Source organism: Fictibacillus marinisediminis (assembly GCF_023149135.1).
GTDB classification, from domain to species: domain Bacteria; phylum Bacillota; class Bacilli; order Bacillales; family Fictibacillaceae; genus Fictibacillus_C; species Fictibacillus_C marinisediminis.
The window spans coordinates 322,422-339,902 of record NZ_JAIWJX010000002.1; the positions used below are offsets into that span (position 1 = coordinate 322,422).

Sequence of the window (17,481 nt, forward strand, 5' to 3'; positions counted from 1 at the left end):
TCAGCATGAATGTTCTGGTGATAGGAAAAGGCGGCCGCGAGCATGCCATCGTGTGGCGGTTTGCGAACAGCCCGAGTGTAACGAAAGTGTTTGCTGCGCCTGGTAATCCTGGCATGGCTGAAATGGCAGAGTGTGTCAATATCGAGGAAACCGATCACAAGGGTCTAATCGCGTTCGCAAAAGAAAATCAAATCGCTCTTACCTTTGTCGGAGCTGAAGTCCCCTTGTTAAACGGGATCGTGAATGATTTTAAAAAAGAAGGACTCACTATATTCGGGCCGTCTAAGGAAGCAGCATTGATTGAAGGCAGCAAATCGTTTGCGAAAGACCTGATGGACAAGCATGGCATACCGACAGCAGCGTCTAAAACCTTTACTTCTTTCCGTGAAGCAAAGGACTACCTTCATGAGCAGGGAGCTCCGATCGTATTGAAGGCAGATGGACTGGCAGCAGGAAAAGGTGTCATCGTCGCCTTGACGCTTGAAGAAGCGGAGCAGGGCCTTGATGACATGCTGAACAACGCGCGGTTTGGAGAAGCGAGTGCTTCGGTTGTGATGGAAGAGTACCTGGAAGGTGAAGAGTTTTCATTCATGGCTTTTGTTAATGAAGAAAAGGTCTACCCGATGGTCATCGCACAGGATCATAAACGTGCCTATACCGGGGATAAAGGGCCGAATACAGGAGGAATGGGTGCTTACTCGCCGGTTCCGCAGATTCCACAGCATGTCGTGGATGAGGCACTGGAAACAGTCCTGAAACCAGCGGCACAGTCGATGATGAAGGACGGCAGACCGTTTACGGGAATTCTGTATGCCGGCCTCATGCTGACGGCTCAAGGCCCAAAGGTTATCGAGTTCAACGCACGTTTCGGAGACCCGGAAACACAGGTTGTCCTGCCAAGGCTTCAAGGTGATTTTGCGGAAATCCTGCTGGCTATTTTAGATAAGAAAGAGATTGAACTGTCCTGGTCAGACGAGGCTGTACTGGGTGTGGTTCTCGCATCCGGCGGTTATCCAGAAGCATATAAAAAGGGGATCAAGATCACCGGACTGAACAAGCTGAATGGAGATACACTGCTTTTCCACGCTGGAACAAAGCAAGCAGAAGAGGGTCTTGTTACGGACGGCGGGCGAATTCTTCTGGCTGCGGTTAAAGGCATAGACCTCTCCAAAGCGCAGGAAGCGGTGTATGAGGAGATGGCGAAGATACAGTGTGAAGCTTCCTTTTACCGTACGGACATTGGTTCAAAGGCTATTTCACGCGCCGCTTTTTAACGAATGCGAATAAAATCGCAATAATGCTGCCGATGAGCGTCGCATAGATAAAAATGGTATCCATTAAATATTCTTTCATTGCCGTATACCTCCTTATAGAAAACTCCCCGTTGCAGGGGAGTTTTTTTTCTTCTTGGCTGTTTTCGTAACCTTTGTTGCTCTTGAGAGTGGCTGATTTCCGTTCCAGGTTGCTCGCTTTCCGCGTGTCTCACCCGCCCCGTTAATCCTAGCCTCAGTCTCGCACCTTGCACTCCAATCAACTTAGCAATGAAGGTTCTTTACAAAAATGTTCCCAAAGCAATTTTTTAGAAATGAGACTTCTTCTTAATCAGCTCGGATTAATCGCTGAGCCTTCCTTGGAGATATCGTCTAAATCCATGTCTTTCAGCTCAGATCCTTGTTTTATCATATCCGTAACAGGACAGTAGCGCAGGATGCCTTCTGCCACTTTCATGGAGGCGAGGATCATCATAAAGACGTAAGAACCGCGGTAAGGCCTGCGTGTGTACTTGGCGGTCAGCATCGCCAGCATGGTCAATCCGCACACGATCCGAATCATGGAGTTTAAGATGCCAATGTTCTGTTTCATAACGGGAATGCTCCTTTTTGTGATGATTTTTTGTGTTTTGCTTAAAGACACCCACGAAGCAAAATTGTATGGTATCCTTGAGAAAATGTAATTTACAGAGAAAAAGGTGAAACCTATGTCTAACCAGTTCTTGTTTTGGTCGAAGGCGGACCTTCGCCGCCATCAAGCAGTGATCTTGGGCGAATTGGCGCCGTCGATCGTACTGCAGAATGCAACCTACTTAAATGCTGCCCGGCACTGCTGGGCAAAAGCTAACATATGGATTTACGATAACCGCATCGTTTATGTTGGGGATAAAATGCCCAGCCATACGAACGGGACAGAGATTTTGGATATTGACGGTAAATATGTCGTCCCTGGTTACATTGAGCCGCATGCCCATCCATTTCAACTATATAATCCCCAGACTCTTGGCCATTATGCATCGGCAAGGGGCACAACGACATTTATGTGTGATAACCTTATGCTTTTTTTATCATTGCCAGTTACGAAAGCGCTTACTATTATGGAAGACCTGAACCGGCTGCCTTTTACGTACTATTGGTGGTGCCGCTATGATTCCCAGTCAGAGCTCTTGAATGAAGACTCTTTGTTCTCATTGAGCAACATTAAAAAAATGCTCGCTTCTCCTTATGTCATACAGGGCGGAGAGCTGACAAGCTGGCCGAAAGTCCTTCAGGGAGATGATCATATTCTTCATCTCATGCGGGAAACACGCAAGGCCGGAAAGCGGATCGAAGGGCATCTGCCGGGTGCCTCTGAAAAAACCTTGACGCAGATGGCGCTGCTCGGTGTGGATTGCGATCATGAGGCGATGACTGGAGAGGAAGCGATGATGAGACTGAACCTCGGACTTACCACCTCTCTCCGCTATTCCTCCATCCGTCCCGATCTTTCACAGATTTTAAAAGAGATGAAAGAGATCGGAGCGGCTCATTTTGACCGTGTCATCTTTACAACGGACGGATCAACACCGGCATTTTATGAAGAAGGCGTCACGGATAAAATGATTTCTATCGCGCTTGAAGAAGGAATTGATCCGATCGATGCTTATAAAATGGCTTCTTATAACATAGCAAGATATTACGGCAAAGAGCATATACTCGGAATGGTCGCACCGGGAAGAGTAGCACATCTCAATATCCTGGATAGTGTGCAGCACCCGAATCCTGAGTCCGTGCTCGCCAAAGGGCAATGGATCAAGCGTGACGGTGAGGTTATGGAGGCTGGTGCACCGTTCCCTTGGAGCGATTATGGAATGGGGCCGCTCGAATTGAACTGGGATCTGTCGCTGAAAGACTTTCAGTTCAGTTCACTGGCGGGCATTGAGATGGTGAACTCCGTCATTACGAAGCCGTATCAGATCCAGCTCAATCCTGCTGAGGAAAAATTGGATATGGAGCACGATGAATGCTTCTTCATGCTCGTCGACAAAAAAGGCAAGTGGCGGGTAAACACTCTGGTCAAAGGCTTTGCCAAAGGAGTTTCCGGGTTTGCGAGCTCCTATTCGAGCACGGGTGATCTGCTCTTAATCGGAAAAAGCAAGCGGGATATGCTCGCGGCGTTTAACCGTGTAAAAGAGATGAAAGGCGGCATCGTGCTTGTGGAGGACGGAGAAGTCATCAGCGAGGTCAAGCTGCCGCTTGGAGGAGGAATGTCTTCTTCATCAGTCGAAGAACTCATACAGGAAGAAAAGGCATTAACGTCAGAACTGCGAAAAAGAGGATATCCCTTCGAAGATCCGATCTACAGTCTGCTTTTCTTTTCTTCAACTCATTTGCCATATATCCGCATTACACAGCTAGGAATCTATGATGTGAAGAAGAAAGTCATACTCTTTCCTTCGATTATGCGTTAAACTAAAGAAGTAAAGCGTCTGGAAAGAATTCGGCCGGGGGGCCAGGGGGGCAGGGGTGCCTGATGAAAAAATGGCTGCTTAGCTTTTGTGCGGCTCTATTGATCCTAGGCGGTGCAGGCTGCCAGAAGGAAGAAACGGCAAGTAACAAAAAGCCTGTGGAACATGTGAAAGCTCCTGAAAAGAAAGAAAAGAAGACAGAGCTGAAAAACACGTATCCGCTGACAGGAATCAAAACGAACAAGGACACCGATGCAAGGGTGTTTGCCGTAATGATCAATAACCACTGGAAGGCTCGTCCGCAGTCCGGGCTTCATAAGGCGGATCTCGTATACGAAGTTTTGGCGGAAGGGGATATTACACGCTTTCTTGCCGTATTTCAGAGCGAGAAGCCAGAGGTGGTCGGGCCTGTCCGCAGCGCACGCGATTACTTTATCGAGCTGAGCCAGGGTTTTCATGCTTTTTACGTTCATCATGGCTGGAGTCCGGAAGCGAAGAAAATCCTTTCCGGCAGCAACAGCAAGGTGGATTCGCTGAACGGCCTGTATTATGACGGAACGCTTTTTCACCGGGCATCGTTTCGGCAAGCGCCTCATAACTCGTATATTAAGTACAAAGACATCATGAAAGGTTTAAAGAAGAAAGGCTATGACAATAAAGATAAAATAAAGCCTCTTCCTTTCTTAAAACCATCGGAGGTCAAAGCGCTTACTGGTGACAAAGCCGATAAAGTTCTGATAACATACAATCACGGTGAGACCGTCGGCTATACGTACGACTCATCAACGAAACGGTATGCCCGCTTTAGCAACGAGAAGCCGACCGCTGACCGCGAAACCAAAACACCGATCGAACTCGATAATGTGCTGATTGTGGAAGCGAGCCATAAAATCATTGATAGTTACGGACGAAGAGAAATTGACCTTACATCCGGAGGCAAAGCCATTTTGCTTCAGCGCGGAAAAGCCAGGGAAGTTAGCTGGGAAAACAAAGACGGCAGAATCATCCCGTCTGGCACAGGTTTTGTACCGGGAAAAACCTGGATTAACATCATCCCGGCGCAGCCAGGAATCAGTAAGAGCGTTTCTATTGAATAGAGCAGAAGGAGTGCAAAGTACATGCAAATTGATAAATTAAGAGGGAAGGCGCTTGATCAGCTGTTTGAAGCCGTCCTTTCACTAAAAGATCTGGAAGAATGCTATATGTTCTTCGATGATCTGTGCACGATGAACGAGATCCAGTCACTGGCACAGCGCCTTGAAGTAGCCCGCATGCTTCGTGAAGGAAAGACCTATCATAAAATTGAATCAGAAACCGGTGCCAGCACAGCAACGATTTCCCGTGTGAAACGATGCCTGAACTTCGGAAACGATGCCTATCAAATGGCTCTCGACCGTGTGCACGGAAATAAAGAAGAAACAAAGTAAAACCTGTAACGCCTTTGGGCGGTGCAGGTTTTTTGTTTTGTGGGGTTACACGGCCTGACGATTTTTTATGAAAATGATGTGTTTTGCAAGTAAGTGGTCCATTATCGCAAGTAAAGACTGTATTTTCGCAAGTAAATGGTGTCGAACCGCAAGTAAACTCACCATTTCCGCAAGTAAAACATGTCGAACCGCAAGTAACGACCACAGACAAGCCATTTGAGGCCGACAAAAAGGCCACCATGAATCCAAACATTGGGCAGCCTCCACACATTTAAAGCTTTCGAGTAAATACTTCCTGTTTCTTCACACGTTCATAGCCGATGTTTTCATAAAATTGGTGCGCTTCTTTTCGTTCAGCGCCCGAACGGAGCCGGATTTGATCATAGCCGTTTTCCAGCGCCCACGTTTCACATTTTTTCATTAATTCTTTTCCATTACCTGACCGGCGTTGTGACTCATCGACTACCAAACCGCCGATCTCGCAATACTCCATTCGCAGAAAGGTTTTTCCGTAGACATGAACCCAGCCGGCGATCGTACCGTTCACTTCTTGTACAAAAAGAGCAGCATTTTCCTGGATGATAATTTTTTCCAACCGTGTTATGATTTCAGTAGTGTCACCTGTGCAGCCGAGCTGCAACGACAGGGAAGCCAAGGCGGATACGTCCTCTAAGGTGGCTTGTCTAATCATAAAATCACCTCTTCAATAAGGAGTAAGGTCAAAAGAATCAGAGTCGGCCGAACACTATGGACAAGAGTTATCGAGCATTTTGCACAATCCAGCAAGAGTAACGAAACATTCCAAAACGGGAAGTGAAGAACTTGAAGAAAAGCATCGTAGTTTTTGATTTGCTGTTTTATTTAATACTGCCTTATCTGATCTGGAACCAGGGAAGAGACATTTTGGGCGATTATTACGCCATCCTGCTGTCTTCCGCTCCAGGTTTTATCTATACCATATACAGGTTTGTGAAAGAAAAGCAATTCAATGTTACAGGGATGTTTATTCTGTTCTCCCTGTTTGCCGGAACAACGATCGACCTCCTGTCAGGGGGGCCGGCCGAATGCTTTGGAACCAGGTGTTCTTCGGTATTTTTATGGCGCTGCTGATATTCACGACCATTCTGATCAAACAGCCGCTTGGCATGCACTTTGCGGTGGATATTGCTTATCTCCAGGGTGAACCGAGGGACAAGACGCAGTCTCTGTACCGTCAGCCTGAGTTTTATAAGTATTTTGTCTGGCTTACCGGACTGTTTGCATTCCGCAGTTTGTTCCAGGCCGGATTGAAATCGTATCTCCTGATGGAATACGGCGCGAAGAAGTATGATTTTATTTTATTCTCGATGAAGATTTCAGGCTGGATTTTTGGAGGCCTGATCACAGCAGGCTTTGTATTTATATCTTTAAAAATCTATAACTATCATGAGAAGAACAAAGGGCCTGAGGGTTCGGACAGCCCGATTCAAACGGAACCGAAGATCTGAGTTATTTTTGAGACCAATCCCTCGCCAGCATGCCATAGACCGCAACATCTACAAAGTGGTCGTACAGCCATTCCGCCTGGCGGAGTTCTCCTTCTTGATGAAATCCAAGCCGTTCTGCAACAGAGCGGCTTCTTTTATTGTCCAGTGCGGCCTTCAGTTCCAGCCGGTTCAGGCCGAGCGTTCCAAACGCATAGTCCACCATCCCTTCGCACGACCGGGTCATGATGCCCTGGCCTTCAAAGTCCTTGCCCAGCCAATATCCAATGTTCGCCGAAAAGTTATTCCACTTGATGTCATACAGTGCCAGAGAGCCGGCCGGAATGCCCCGGTACCAGATAAGGGTGACGAGGTCCGTATAGTCGGCATACTTCTGCTGCGCCAGCTTAATGAATGTTTTTGTATCTTTTAAGGTACGTGAATAATCGACCCAGCCGAGCCAATTCCTCAGGTGGTCTCTTGAATAATCGGTCAGCTGGAAGAGGAGCTGGGCATCTCTTTTTTCGAGCATCTTCAAGGAAACTTCCTCATCAACTTGTAAAAAAAACATACACATTCTCCTGTTCATCGCTTTTTATAAGGCTATTTTCGTAACCTTTGTTGATCTTGGGAATGATTGATTTCCGTTTCAGGCTGCTCGCTTTCCGCGGGGCGTGCGCTGAGCCCCACGGCGCAAGCGCCTTTGGGTCTTACCTGTCACGCTACCCCCGCAGGACAAGGAAGGCTTCGGCAGCGTTATATCGCACGAAGAAAATGTGAAATTCATTTTCGAGGAGTCTCGCACCTTGCACTCCAATCAACTTGTCAATGAAGGTTCTTTACGGAAAAGTTTCCAAAGCAACTATCATTTAGAAAAGAGCCTTTATAAAGTTACCAAAAATTAATCTTCATGTAAGCGTTGTTTCACAGTGTCAAAGATGAGTAGCCCTATAATTTTTGATATAATGGCAAAAGGTATAAAGAGAATAACCGGCCGGGATGACCCCGGTTTAGAAAGTATAGATGGTTCAGCTTTAGTTAATTAGGAGGATCATGGATCTTATGAATTTTGATTATCGGGTTTGGAAGCATATTTTTAAGCTGGATCCCAATAAGGAAATATCGGATGGCGATTTGGAGGCCATCTGCGAGTCAGGCACGGATGCGGTCATCGTTGGCGGGAGTGACGGAGTAACACTTGATAATACTCTTGATTTGATGTCGCGGATCCGCAAGTTTGCGGTTCCTTGTGTCCTGGAGGTTTCCAACATTGAATCATTGACTCCCGGCTTTGATTTTTACTATATTCCGACCGTTCTTAACAGCAGGGATGCCAGCTTTATTGTCGGCTTGCAGCATGAGGCGGTGAAGGAATACGGCGATCTCATGAACTGGGAGGAGATTGTGACGGAAGGCTATTGCATCGTGAATCCGGATTGCAAAGCCGCAGAATACTCCAGCGCGAATGCCAGTCTTTCATTAGAAGATGTTGTAGCATATGCGCGCATGGCGGAAAAAATGTTCAGGCTTCCCGTGTTTTATCTTGAATACAGCGGAACGTATGGCGACATTGAGGTCGTGAAGGAAGTTAGGAAAGTGCTGGACCGTACGAAGTTTTATTATGGCGGCGGTATTTCAAATGCAGAACAGGCGAGAGAGATGGCAGTCTTCGCTGACACGGTCATCATCGGCAACATCATTTACGACGATTTGAAGAGTGCACTTGAGACAGTAAAAGCTGTAAAAGGATAATTGAAGTAAGACAGCAAATCATTTACAATAGAAATAAGAACAAACGTTTGGGTAGGTGACGGATAAATGAGTATGCACCAATTGATCGAAAAGCTGCTGACAGGACTCAATCCTGAACAGAGAGCAGCCGTTAAACATACACAGGGACCGCTTTTAATTATGGCGGGAGCGGGAAGCGGTAAGACGAGGGTGCTGACCCACCGCATCGCTTATTTATTGATGGAGAAAGAAGTCGCACCATGGAACATCCTCGCGATTACGTTTACGAACAAAGCAGCACGCGAGATGAAGGAAAGGGTAGCCAGCATTACTGGACCTGTAGCGGAAGACATCTGGATTTCCACATTCCACTCCATGTGCGTAAGAATTTTGCGGCGTGATATCGACCGGATCGGCATTAGCCGCAACTTCTCGATCCTCGATTCTACGGATCAGCTTTCGGTAATCAAAAATATCCTAAAAGACAAGAACATGGATTCGAAAAAATTTGAGCCGCGGAGCATCTTGGGCTCTATTTCGTCATTGAAAAATGAACTGAAAACGAGTGCTGATTTTGCGAAAACGATGAACGGGCCGTATGACAGTGTCGTCCATGAGGTATACCAAGAATATGAAAAACGTTTGAAAAAGAACTCTGCGCTCGATTTTGATGATTTAATTATGACAACCATCCATCTCTTCAAGCGTGTGCCGGAAGTGCTGGAATTCTATCAGCGCAAGTTCCAATACATTCACGTGGATGAGTATCAGGATACGAACCGTGCGCAGTATATGCTCGTACAAATGCTTGCTGACCGTTTCCGTAACCTTTGTGTTGTCGGTGATTCGGATCAGTCGATCTACGGCTGGCGCGGAGCGGACATCGCAAACATCCTTTCTTTTGAAAAAGATTACAATGACGCGAAGGTGATTTTGCTTGAGCAAAACTACCGTTCTACGAAAACCATCCTGGACGCAGCCAACAAAGTGATTGAGAACAACTTCAACCGCAAGGCGAAAAACCTATGGACAGACAAAAACGAAGGACAGAATATTATTTATTACCAAGGCGATAGTGAGCACGATGAGGGCCATTATGTAGCAGGAAAGATCCGTGAGATGACCACCGGCGGAAGCCGCAAATGCTCAGAGATCGCCATCCTGTATCGTACGAATGCCCAGTCCCGTGTGATCGAGGAAGTTTTGATGAAGTCGAACATCCCGTATAACATCGTCGGCGGCACCAAGTTCTACGACCGCAAAGAGATCAAGGACATTCTTGCCTACCTTCGCCTCATTGCAAACCCGGATGATGACATCAGCATGATGCGGATCATTAATGTACCGAAGCGCGGAATCGGTGCTTCGACTGTCGATAAGATTCTCCAATATGGAGCGGATAATGATCTTTCCATGTACCAAGCGCTTCAGGAAGTGGAGCAGATCGGATTAACATCCCGGATTACAGGCGTATTGCGCGATTTTTCCGAGCTGATCACGAACTGGACCCGAATGCAGGAGTTCCTTTCCGTGACCGAGCTTGTGGAAGAAGTGATTGATAAGACGGGTTACCGCGACATGCTGAAGGCAGATAAGTCGCTTGAATCGGAAAGCCGTCTGGAGAACATTGACGAGTTCCTTTCTGTAACGCAAGACTTTGAAAAACAGCAGGAAGATAAGAGCCTTGTGGCATTCTTAACCGACTTGGCCCTTGTAGCAGACATTGACCGCCTGGATGAGGATGAAGGCGATAAGCCGAAAGAATCGGTTGTTCTGATGACCTTGCACTCCGCTAAGGGCCTGGAGTTCCCGGTTGTCTTCCTGATTGGTTTGGAGGAGGGTGTATTCCCGCACAGCCGTGCTCTCTTTGAAGAAAGCGAAATGGAAGAAGAACGACGACTGGCTTACGTTGGAATTACCCGTGCCGAACAGGAGCTTTATTTAACGAACGCTCGAATGAGAACATTGTTCGGACGTACGAACATGAACCCGGTATCCCGGTTTATCGGCGAGATTCCAGAGGAGTTGCTTGAATCCGTTCAAAAGGAAAAAGAAACTCCGAGCTGGGGAAGATCGTCACGTTCCAATGCGGCTCCTTCCTTCATGAAGCAGCCGGCTGCTGCTAAGAAAACATCTCCTGTTTATACGACTAATGGAGGCGAAAAGCTGGATTGGAAAGTCGGGGACAAAGTAAAACACCGCAAATGGGAGACAGGCGTGGTCGTCAGCATGAAGGGTGAAGGCGACTCCCTGGAATTGGACATTGCGTTCCCGCAGCCGGTAGGACTGAAACGGCTGCTTGCGAAGTTTGCTCCGATTGAAAAAATGTAGTTGTGAACGTGTTAAAGGGGTTTAAACGTGCGTTTAAACAATCATCCGGTTAAAAAGCTGTACAGTTAAGATCGATAAAGGAGTTGGAAAGTTTGAACGAAGAGCATGCGAGTAAAAGGGTACATGAATTGCGTGAACTCCTTGAAAAATACAGCTATGAATATTATGTTCTCGATAAGCCTACAGTTCCCGATTCAGAGTATGACAAACTGCTCCAGGAGCTGATCGAGCTTGAAAACAACCATCCGGAGCTGCGTGATGAGCATTCCCCGACAGTGAGGGTGGGAGGACAAGTCCTCGACTATTTCAGAAAAGTGCAGCACAAGGTTCCAATGCTCAGCCTTGGCAATGCGTTTAACGAGGAAGATCTGCGTGATTTTGACCGCCGGGTACGAAACGGAGTCGGTGATAATGTTTCGTACGTGGCAGAATTAAAAATTGATGGTCTAGCTGTGTCATTAACTTATGAAGAAGGCCGCTTTGTTCTTGGGGCTACCCGCGGTGACGGAACAACCGGTGAAGACATTACGAACAATTTAAAGACGATTCGTGCGATTCCCCTTCGCATCAAGGATAAGGACGTTTCTCTTGAAGTGCGCGGTGAGGCATACATGCCGAAGCGTTCATTTCAAAAGCTGAATGAAGCTCGCCAGGAAGAAGGCCAGGAGCTTTTTGCGAATCCGCGGAATGCGGCGGCCGGTTCCCTGCGCCAGCTCGATCCGAACATCGCCGGCAAGCGAAACCTTTCCATATTCGTGTATGGAATTGGACAGCTTTCCGGGCATTCCGTCGATTCGCACAGCGAAAGCCTGAACTTCCTGAAGGACCTCGGTTTTAAAACGAACCCGGAATGGAAGCATTGCAAAAATATCGATGAAGTCGTAGACTTTGTCAGAGGCTGGGGGGAACGCCGACAGGATCTCGACTACGAGATTGACGGCATCGTCATAAAAGTGGATTCCCTTTATCAGCAGGAAGAGCTTGGTTTTACAGCGAAGAGCCCGCGGTGGGCCATCGCGTATAAGTTCCCGGCGGAAGAGGTCGTCACACGCCTTGAAGGAATTGAACTCAATGTGGGCAGAACGGGTGTTGTAACGCCTACTGCCCTCTTGTCTCCGGTAGTGGTTGCCGGAACGACGGTTAAACGTGCTTCATTACATAATGAAGACTTGATCCGGGAAAAGGACATTAAGATCGGCGATTACGTGATCGTGAAAAAAGCGGGAGACATTATCCCCGAAGTGGTGAACGTGATCGTTGACCGGCGAACTGGCGAGGAAGAAGACTTTCATATGCCGACACACTGCCCGGAATGCGAAAGTGAACTGGACCGGCTGGATGGAGAAGTAGCTTTGCGCTGTCTGAATCCGCAATGCCCTGCCCAGATCCGTGAAGGGCTCATCCACTTTGTTTCCAGAAATGCCATGAACATTGACGGCCTGGGAGAGAAGGTCATTGCTCAGCTATTCCGGGAAAACCTCATTCAGGATGTGGCAGACCTTTATAAACTAAAGAAGGAAGAGCTGCTGAAACTGGAGAGAATGGGTGAAAAGTCGGTTGACAACCTGTTGGACGCTATAGAAAAATCGAAAGAGAATTCTCTGGAACGTCTCTTGTTTGGCCTCGGGATCCGGCATGTCGGTGCGAAGGCTGCAAAAACGATCGCCCAGGTGTTTGAAACAATGGACCGGCTAAGTTCTGCTGCGAAAGAAGAATTGATCGCCATCGATGAAGTCGGTGAGAAAATGGCCGATTCGGTTGAGCTGTATTTCGATAAGCCGGAAGTGGCAGAGCTCATCACTGATCTGAAAGAAACCGGTGTGAACATGGAATACAAAGGGCCGCGTGTCGTCCGGGCAGAAGATGTAGATTCCTATTTTGCAGGGAAAACCATTGTGCTGACGGGTAAACTCACCGTGCTGAACAGGAACGAAGCGAAAGAAAAACTTGAAACGCTTGGCGGTAAAGTGACCGGAAGCGTGAGCAAGAATACCGACCTGCTGATCGCAGGGGAGGATGCGGGATCCAAGCTGGACAAAGCACAGTCCCTCGGAGTGGAAGTATGGTCTGAACAGCGATTTATCGAGGAGCTTGAAAAATAAAGAATAGCTCTGTTCCATCAAGTTTTATGGAGGAGTGTTACCATGATAAAGCGGATCAGCCTGATCCTGTTAAGCTCCCTTTTGATCCTGAGCGGCTGTATGAACAAGGACAAGCTGCAGAAGGAAGAGGAAGTTGTAAAGAAAAAAGGGAAAACTGAAGAAAAAGCCATCATTACCGGGGAGATCAAAACCGGGGAAAAATATTACCGAAGCATTGTGCCGTTTGAGCCAGGCGGTGCCCGCGGCTTAATCAAGTACGGTGTAGATAACCGCCTGGATATCAACGAGTTTGAACTCGGCCTCATGCGGATTGCTCAGGATAATTTCAGCACGGACAAGTATTACTACCAGGAGGGCCAATACTTGTCTTCCACGACCGTCAATAACTGGCTGAAGCGTGCGGACGAGAAGACTGAGAAAGATAATAAAACAGACATGGCCCAAAAAGGTCTTAACCCTGCTTTGGGCGTTAAGAAGGATGCTCCATACAAGCAAGTAATGGCTGCAGAAGATAAACATCCGAAATACTTATCATATGTGCTGGAGCAGAACTATCTTGTACAGAGCGGAAATGATAAAGTCAAACTCGGCGGTGTCGTTGTCGGCTTATCGTTTAACTCTACGTACTATTACAAGGCGACAGACAAAGCTGGCTTGATTTATAATGGCTCAAAGAAGCTGGACTCAAGTGATGTTTCCCGTGAAGCAAGAAAAATGGGGCAGCAGGTCATCCAGCGTATTCGCCAAAACCATGCACTGAAAAATGTTCCGATCACCATCGCTCTCTATCAGGAAGCGGAAAAAGAATCGGTCACACCAGGGCACTTTTTTGCATCGGCATCAGCCGGAGCGGGCAGTTCGCAGCTCGGAAGCTGGGATAAGATTGACGACCGTTACTATTTATTCCCTTCAAAAGATGCGACCGCAGCCAAAAGGGATGATGCTGAGAAATTTAATAACTTCAAGACCAAAATTCAGGACTACTTCCCGAACTATGTAGGCGTAATCGGAAAAGCTCAATACCGGGACGGCAACCTGAACCGTCTGGACATCGATATCCCGATGCAGTTCCAGGGCAAAGCTGAAGTCATCTCGTTCACACAGTATGTTACCTCGTCGGTGATGAAGGAGCTTCCAAGCGTGCCGGTTACAATCAACATCCAATCTGCCGTCAATAAACCGGAAGCGCTCATCGTCCGGGATGACGGAAGCAGCGAGCCGTTCGTGCATATTTATAGATAGTGCCAAAGACAGACCCATGAACACACAAGGGTCTGTCTTGTTTTATGTGCATAGTTATGAAACCCCTTGAAATAAAAGGGTTTATTATTTATTTCTTATTATTCTGACTATTTATCATTGTTTGAACTGTGGCACGAGTTTAGGGTAGAATAGACATGTTGAACAAATGAAAACGCTTAAGGGCATAGGAGGGGACAAAATGATTCGAGAGTATAAACACGAACCATTTACGGATTTTTCAGTTAAAGAAAACAAGAAAGCTTTTGAGGAAGCTTTAGACCTTGTTAATTCACAGCTAGGCAAAGAGTATCCTCTGGTCATTGGCGGAGAACGCATCACCACTGATGAAAAAATCGTTTCTATTAATCCGGCCAATAAAGAAGAAGTTATTGGAACGGTTTCTAAAGCAAATAAAGATTTAGCAGAAAAAGCAATGCAAGTTGCGGTTTCTACGTTCGAAACTTGGAAAAAATGGGCGCCTGAAGCTCGTGCAAATATCCTTTACAGAGCTTCTGCTATTCTGCGCCGCCGCAAGCATGAATTCTCTGCTTACCTCGTAAAAGAAGGCGGTAAACCATGGAAAGAAGCAGATGCTGATACAGCTGAAGCAATCGACTTCCTAGAGTTCTATGCTCGTCAAATGGAATTGATGAAAAACGGAGTACCGGTAAAAAGCCGTGAAGGTGAAATCAACCAATTCAACTACATCCCTCTGGGAGTAGGTATTGTGATTTCTCCATTTAACTTCCCGCTTGCGATCATGGCAGGAACAACTGTAGCTGCGATCGTTTCCGGTAACACAGTTCTTCTTAAACCAGCAAACAACACACCGGTTGTTGCGGCTAAGTTTGCTGAAGTGATGGAACAAGCTGGTCTTCCAGCAGGCGTATTGAACTTCATCCCAGGAAGCGGAGCAGAAGTGGGCGACTACCTGGTAGACCACCCGAAAACACGTTTTGTATCCTTCACTGGTTCCCGTGAAGTCGGCTGCCGTATCTACGAACGCGCAGCAAAAGTGCATCCTGGCCAAATCTGGCTGAAGCGTGTTATCGCTGAAATGGGCGGAAAAGACACAATGGTTATCGACAACAACGTAGATACAGATATGGCTGCTTCTGCGATTGTTTACTCTGCATTCGGTTTCTCTGGACAAAAATGTTCTGCAGGATCCCGTGCGGTCGTTCACCAGGATGTGTATGATGAAGTTCTTGAAAAAGCAGTGGAGTTAACAAAATCTCTTCGTGTAGGAAATCCTGAAGATCTAGGAAACTACATGGGTCCTGTTATCGACCAAGCGGCTTACAACAAGATCATGAGCTACATTGAAATTGGAAGAACGGAAGGGAAAATCGCAGCTGGAGGAGAAGGCGACGACTCTAAAGGTTACTTCATCCAACCGACAATCGTAGCAGACGTGGAAGAAAAAGCACGTCTTATGCAAGAAGAAATCTTTGGACCGGTTGTAGCGTTCTGTAAAGCTCGCGACTTCGATCACATGATGGAAATTGCTAACAACACAGATTACGGTTTGACTGGAGCTCTAGTTTCCAATAACCGTGAGCACATCGAGCGTGCGAAAGAAGAATTCCACGTGGGTAACCTTTACTTCAACCGCGGATGTACAGGCGCGATCGTTGGATACCAGCCGTTTGGCGGATTCAACATGTCTGGTACGGACTCCAAAGCTGGTGGCCCAGACTACCTTCTTCTTCACATGCAAGCAAAAACAACTTCAGAGTTGCTTTAATAAAACAAAAACCCCTTTCAGCTTTGGCTTGAAGGGGTTTTTACTATATTTCTTTAGTCACTGCCATTACGAATCCTTTGCGTAAAACAGATTCAATCTGCAAATAAGGAGTAAGTTTTTTACGAACACGGTAGATCAGGGAGTTTAACTCTTCAGAGCCAACATCGGGTACCCTGCCGTCCAGAAGTTCTCTTTCACTCCAGGCATGCCGCTTAATTTCTTCTTTCGAAACAAATTGTCCGAGGGAAGAATACAGCAGTTTAAAACACTGAAACTCCTTATGCGAAAAGTGAATATCTTTTTGATGCACCCGTACTTTTTGCAAAAGTTCATGAATGTCAATGAAATCTTCAGTTGGCAGACGAAATGGTTTTACGGGATCCCAGTCCATGGTCTCCTGATTGTTTACGGTTATGTATTTCATGGAGATCATGCCATTGACGAGCGTGATCTGGTCACCGTTGCTCAAACCATATTCCTTTTGTGGAAGAAGTCGCATGCCATTTAGCCAGGTGCCATGTTTGCTGCCAAGATCAATCAGCATGGGTAAAGGTTTTTCACAATCGATCACACAATGCTGCCTGGATACGAGCGGGATATGAAATGCGATGCCGGGGGCAGGTTCGGAGCCGAATCTTCCGATGGAAATCTTTCTTTTTAACGGCACAAATTCATTTTCATAAGGCTGTCCGCGCTCAATCAATAAGTGAAATTTCTCCAAAACATCCATAGGTTCACCTTCAAATTATTTAAATATTCTTACTTTTGTTAGGGATTTGTCATTCCTACTCCATTGAATGGGGGAAAGATAAGGAATACCATCAATAACATAGCAGGAAAATTAAAATTTAGGAAGGTAGGATGGTCATGAAAAAAAGAATCGTATTAAATGCTGCTCTCACCGGAATTATTGGATTAGGTGTAATCACTGCACCATTAATCGTGAACGCTCAAGCTCAGAAGCCATATACCCAAGCTGCTCATGTTCTAAAAACATATTCAAACAAATCAGGAACAGTCACTCTTACCGAAATCCAGCCGCACGTTTGGGTACATACGACGATCGGCGAATTTAACGGGGTGCCAGTTCCTTCGAATGGACTGCTGATGGAAACTTCCAAAGGCCTTCTGCTTGTTGATTCTTCTTGGGACGATTCCCTTACCGGAGAACTGATGGATATGATTTCTCAGCATTTTAAAAAACCGGTGAAAAACGCCATCATCACTCATTCCCATCAAGACCGCATAGGAGGCATTAAAACGCTGAAGGAGCGGGGGGTTCATGTGTATACGACTCCTCAAACCGCGAAGCTTGGCGTTGAAAATGGCTATGAAGCTCCGGATCGTTTGCTGAATCCGGTACTGACTCACTTAAAGTTTGGGAACGTGAAGGCGGAAGCGTACTATCCTGGCAAGGGGCATACTGAAGATAACATTACGGTTTACTTTCCGCAGTACAAGCTCCTGGTCGGCGGCTGCCTGATAAAGTCGAAGGAAGCTAAAGATCTTGGGAATGTAGAGGATGCAGATGTTCAAGCGTGGCCAGTGTCCGTGCAAAACGTGATTGACCGATTTCCTAAGGCGAGGACTGTTGTTCCAGGCCATGGAAACATAGGTGGAACCGGGCTTCTATATCACACGATAAACCTCCTGGAAAATAACAAGTAACTTTAAAACACAAAAAACTGGCGGAAGTAGTTTCCGCCAGTTTTTCTTCATA

Annotated in this window: 17 protein-coding genes; 12 read left to right on the forward strand and 5 right to left on the reverse strand. The window is 46.7% G+C overall.

Annotation, left to right across the window (positions count from 1 at the left end; translation table 11 throughout):
• Positions 1-5: 5 nt before the first annotated feature.
• Positions 6-1,274, forward strand: coding sequence for a phosphoribosylamine--glycine ligase (gene purD, locus LCY76_RS01875; RefSeq protein ID WP_248251208.1), 1,269 nt, complete (start codon positions 6-8; stop codon positions 1,272-1,274).
• On the opposite strand, the gene LCY76_RS23990 is transcribed toward purD, so the two are convergent.
• Together LCY76_RS23990 and LCY76_RS01880 are read right to left on the reverse strand one after the other, a co-directional pair.
• Positions 1,252-1,353 carry an EYxxD motif small membrane protein gene (locus LCY76_RS23990; protein ID WP_336606238.1) on the reverse strand — a complete coding sequence of 34 codons (102 nt, stop codon included), beginning with the start codon at positions 1,351-1,353 and terminating at the stop codon, positions 1,252-1,254. The genes purD and LCY76_RS23990 overlap by 23 nt on opposite strands.
• A gap of 249 nt (positions 1,354-1,602) precedes the next feature.
• Complete coding sequence (locus tag LCY76_RS01880) at positions 1,603-1,863, reverse strand: YgaP family membrane protein (protein ID WP_091008113.1); 261 nt, start codon at positions 1,861-1,863, stop codon at positions 1,603-1,605.
• Positions 1,864-1,978: 115 nt separating this feature from the next.
• Between LCY76_RS01880 and LCY76_RS01885 the strand changes: the two genes are divergently transcribed.
• The 3 genes from LCY76_RS01885 to LCY76_RS01895 are packed head-to-tail and all read left to right on the forward strand — an operon-like array spanning position 1,979 to position 5,145.
• Complete coding sequence (locus tag LCY76_RS01885; RefSeq protein ID WP_248251209.1) at positions 1,979-3,721, forward strand: adenine deaminase C-terminal domain-containing protein; 1,743 nt, start codon at positions 1,979-1,981, stop codon at positions 3,719-3,721.
• Positions 3,722-3,780: 59 nt separating this feature from the next.
• A complete protein-coding gene (locus tag LCY76_RS01890) occupies positions 3,781-4,815 on the forward strand; it encodes a DUF3048 domain-containing protein (RefSeq protein ID WP_419714970.1) in 1,035 nt (344 codons plus the stop codon).
• Between the two features lie 21 nt (positions 4,816-4,836).
• Positions 4,837-5,145 carry a YerC/YecD family TrpR-related protein gene (locus LCY76_RS01895; RefSeq protein WP_053355996.1) on the forward strand — a complete coding sequence of 103 codons (309 nt, stop codon included), beginning with the start codon at positions 4,837-4,839 and terminating at the stop codon, positions 5,143-5,145.
• Positions 5,146-5,416: 271 nt separating this feature from the next.
• On the opposite strand, the gene LCY76_RS01900 is transcribed toward LCY76_RS01895, so the two are convergent.
• Positions 5,417-5,836: a GNAT family N-acetyltransferase gene (locus LCY76_RS01900; RefSeq protein ID WP_248251211.1), complete on the reverse strand. Its 420-nt coding sequence runs from the start codon at positions 5,834-5,836 to the stop codon at positions 5,417-5,419.
• A gap of 131 nt (positions 5,837-5,967) precedes the next feature.
• Here LCY76_RS01900 and LCY76_RS01905 point away from each other — a divergent pair, with 131 nt between their 5' ends.
• Both LCY76_RS01905 and LCY76_RS01910 read left to right on the forward strand, forming a co-directional pair.
• Positions 5,968-6,255 (forward strand): VC0807 family protein, encoded by a 288-nt coding sequence (locus LCY76_RS01905; RefSeq protein ID WP_248251212.1) that lies wholly within the window; start codon positions 5,968-5,970, stop codon positions 6,253-6,255.
• Positions 6,210-6,632 carry a DUF3159 domain-containing protein gene (locus LCY76_RS01910; protein ID WP_248251213.1) on the forward strand — a complete coding sequence of 141 codons (423 nt, stop codon included), beginning with the start codon at positions 6,210-6,212 and terminating at the stop codon, positions 6,630-6,632. Before LCY76_RS01905 ends, LCY76_RS01910 begins: the two co-directional genes overlap by 46 nt.
• A gap of 1 nt (position 6,633) precedes the next feature.
• On the opposite strand, the gene LCY76_RS01915 is transcribed toward LCY76_RS01910, so the two are convergent.
• On the reverse strand, positions 6,634-7,179 hold the full coding sequence (locus tag LCY76_RS01915; RefSeq protein WP_248251214.1) for a GNAT family N-acetyltransferase: 546 nt from the start codon (positions 7,177-7,179) through the stop codon (positions 6,634-6,636).
• A 491-nt stretch (positions 7,180-7,670) separates the two neighbouring features.
• Between LCY76_RS01915 and pcrB the strand changes: the two genes are divergently transcribed.
• The 5 genes from pcrB to pruA all read left to right on the forward strand — a co-directional run bounded on the left by pcrB (position 7,671) and on the right by pruA (position 15,761).
• Positions 7,671-8,360: a heptaprenylglyceryl phosphate synthase gene (gene pcrB / locus LCY76_RS01920; RefSeq protein WP_248251215.1), complete on the forward strand. Its 690-nt coding sequence runs from the start codon at positions 7,671-7,673 to the stop codon at positions 8,358-8,360.
• 72 nt (positions 8,361-8,432) lie between these two features.
• Positions 8,433-10,670 carry a DNA helicase PcrA gene (gene pcrA, locus LCY76_RS01925; protein WP_248254561.1) on the forward strand — a complete coding sequence of 746 codons (2,238 nt, stop codon included), beginning with the start codon at positions 8,433-8,435 and terminating at the stop codon, positions 10,668-10,670.
• Positions 10,671-10,762: 92 nt separating this feature from the next.
• Positions 10,763-12,772: an NAD-dependent DNA ligase LigA gene (gene ligA / locus LCY76_RS01930; protein WP_248251216.1), complete on the forward strand. Its 2,010-nt coding sequence runs from the start codon at positions 10,763-10,765 to the stop codon at positions 12,770-12,772.
• Positions 12,773-12,814: 42 nt separating this feature from the next.
• Positions 12,815-14,014 (forward strand): CamS family sex pheromone protein, encoded by a 1,200-nt coding sequence (locus LCY76_RS01935; protein ID WP_248251217.1) that lies wholly within the window; start codon positions 12,815-12,817, stop codon positions 14,012-14,014.
• Between the two features lie 199 nt (positions 14,015-14,213).
• On the forward strand, positions 14,214-15,761 hold the full coding sequence (gene pruA, locus LCY76_RS01940; protein WP_248251218.1) for an L-glutamate gamma-semialdehyde dehydrogenase: 1,548 nt from the start codon (positions 14,214-14,216) through the stop codon (positions 15,759-15,761).
• Between the two features lie 43 nt (positions 15,762-15,804).
• Here pruA and LCY76_RS01945 read toward each other — a convergent pair whose 3' ends face one another.
• On the reverse strand, positions 15,805-16,491 hold the full coding sequence (locus LCY76_RS01945) for an FHA domain-containing protein (RefSeq protein WP_248251219.1): 687 nt from the start codon (positions 16,489-16,491) through the stop codon (positions 15,805-15,807).
• Positions 16,492-16,628: 137 nt separating this feature from the next.
• Between LCY76_RS01945 and bla the strand changes: the two genes are divergently transcribed.
• Positions 16,629-17,429, forward strand: coding sequence for a subclass B1 metallo-beta-lactamase (bla, locus tag LCY76_RS01950; protein ID WP_248251220.1), 801 nt, complete (start codon positions 16,629-16,631; stop codon positions 17,427-17,429).
• Positions 17,430-17,481 lie beyond the last annotated feature (52 nt).

Bases quoted from the DNA above. Each gene is read 5' to 3' on its own strand.
- purD (WP_248251208.1), top strand. From the start codon at position 6: ATGAATGTTCTGGTGATAGGAAAAGGCGGCCGCGAGCATGCCATCGTG.
- LCY76_RS23990 (WP_336606238.1), bottom strand. From the start codon at position 1,353: ATGAAAGAATATTTAATGGATACCATTTTTATCTATGCGACGCTCATC.
- LCY76_RS01880 (WP_091008113.1), bottom strand. From the start codon at position 1,863: ATGAAACAGAACATTGGCATCTTAAACTCCATGATTCGGATCGTGTGC.
- LCY76_RS01885 (WP_248251209.1), top strand. From the start codon at position 1,979: ATGTCTAACCAGTTCTTGTTTTGGTCGAAGGCGGACCTTCGCCGCCAT.
- LCY76_RS01895 (WP_053355996.1), top strand. From the start codon at position 4,837: ATGCAAATTGATAAATTAAGAGGGAAGGCGCTTGATCAGCTGTTTGAA.
- LCY76_RS01900 (WP_248251211.1), bottom strand. From the start codon at position 5,836: ATGATTAGACAAGCCACCTTAGAGGACGTATCCGCCTTGGCTTCCCTG.
- LCY76_RS01910 (WP_248251213.1), top strand. From the start codon at position 6,210: ATGCTTTGGAACCAGGTGTTCTTCGGTATTTTTATGGCGCTGCTGATA.
- LCY76_RS01915 (WP_248251214.1), bottom strand. From the start codon at position 7,179: ATGTTTTTTTTACAAGTTGATGAGGAAGTTTCCTTGAAGATGCTCGAA.
- pcrB (WP_248251215.1), top strand. From the start codon at position 7,671: ATGAATTTTGATTATCGGGTTTGGAAGCATATTTTTAAGCTGGATCCC.
- pcrA (WP_248254561.1), top strand. From the start codon at position 8,433: ATGCACCAATTGATCGAAAAGCTGCTGACAGGACTCAATCCTGAACAG.
- LCY76_RS01935 (WP_248251217.1), top strand. From the start codon at position 12,815: ATGATAAAGCGGATCAGCCTGATCCTGTTAAGCTCCCTTTTGATCCTG.
- pruA (WP_248251218.1), top strand. From the start codon at position 14,214: ATGATTCGAGAGTATAAACACGAACCATTTACGGATTTTTCAGTTAAA.
- LCY76_RS01945 (WP_248251219.1), bottom strand. From the start codon at position 16,491: ATGGATGTTTTGGAGAAATTTCACTTATTGATTGAGCGCGGACAGCCT.
- bla (WP_248251220.1), top strand. From the start codon at position 16,629: ATGAAAAAAAGAATCGTATTAAATGCTGCTCTCACCGGAATTATTGGA.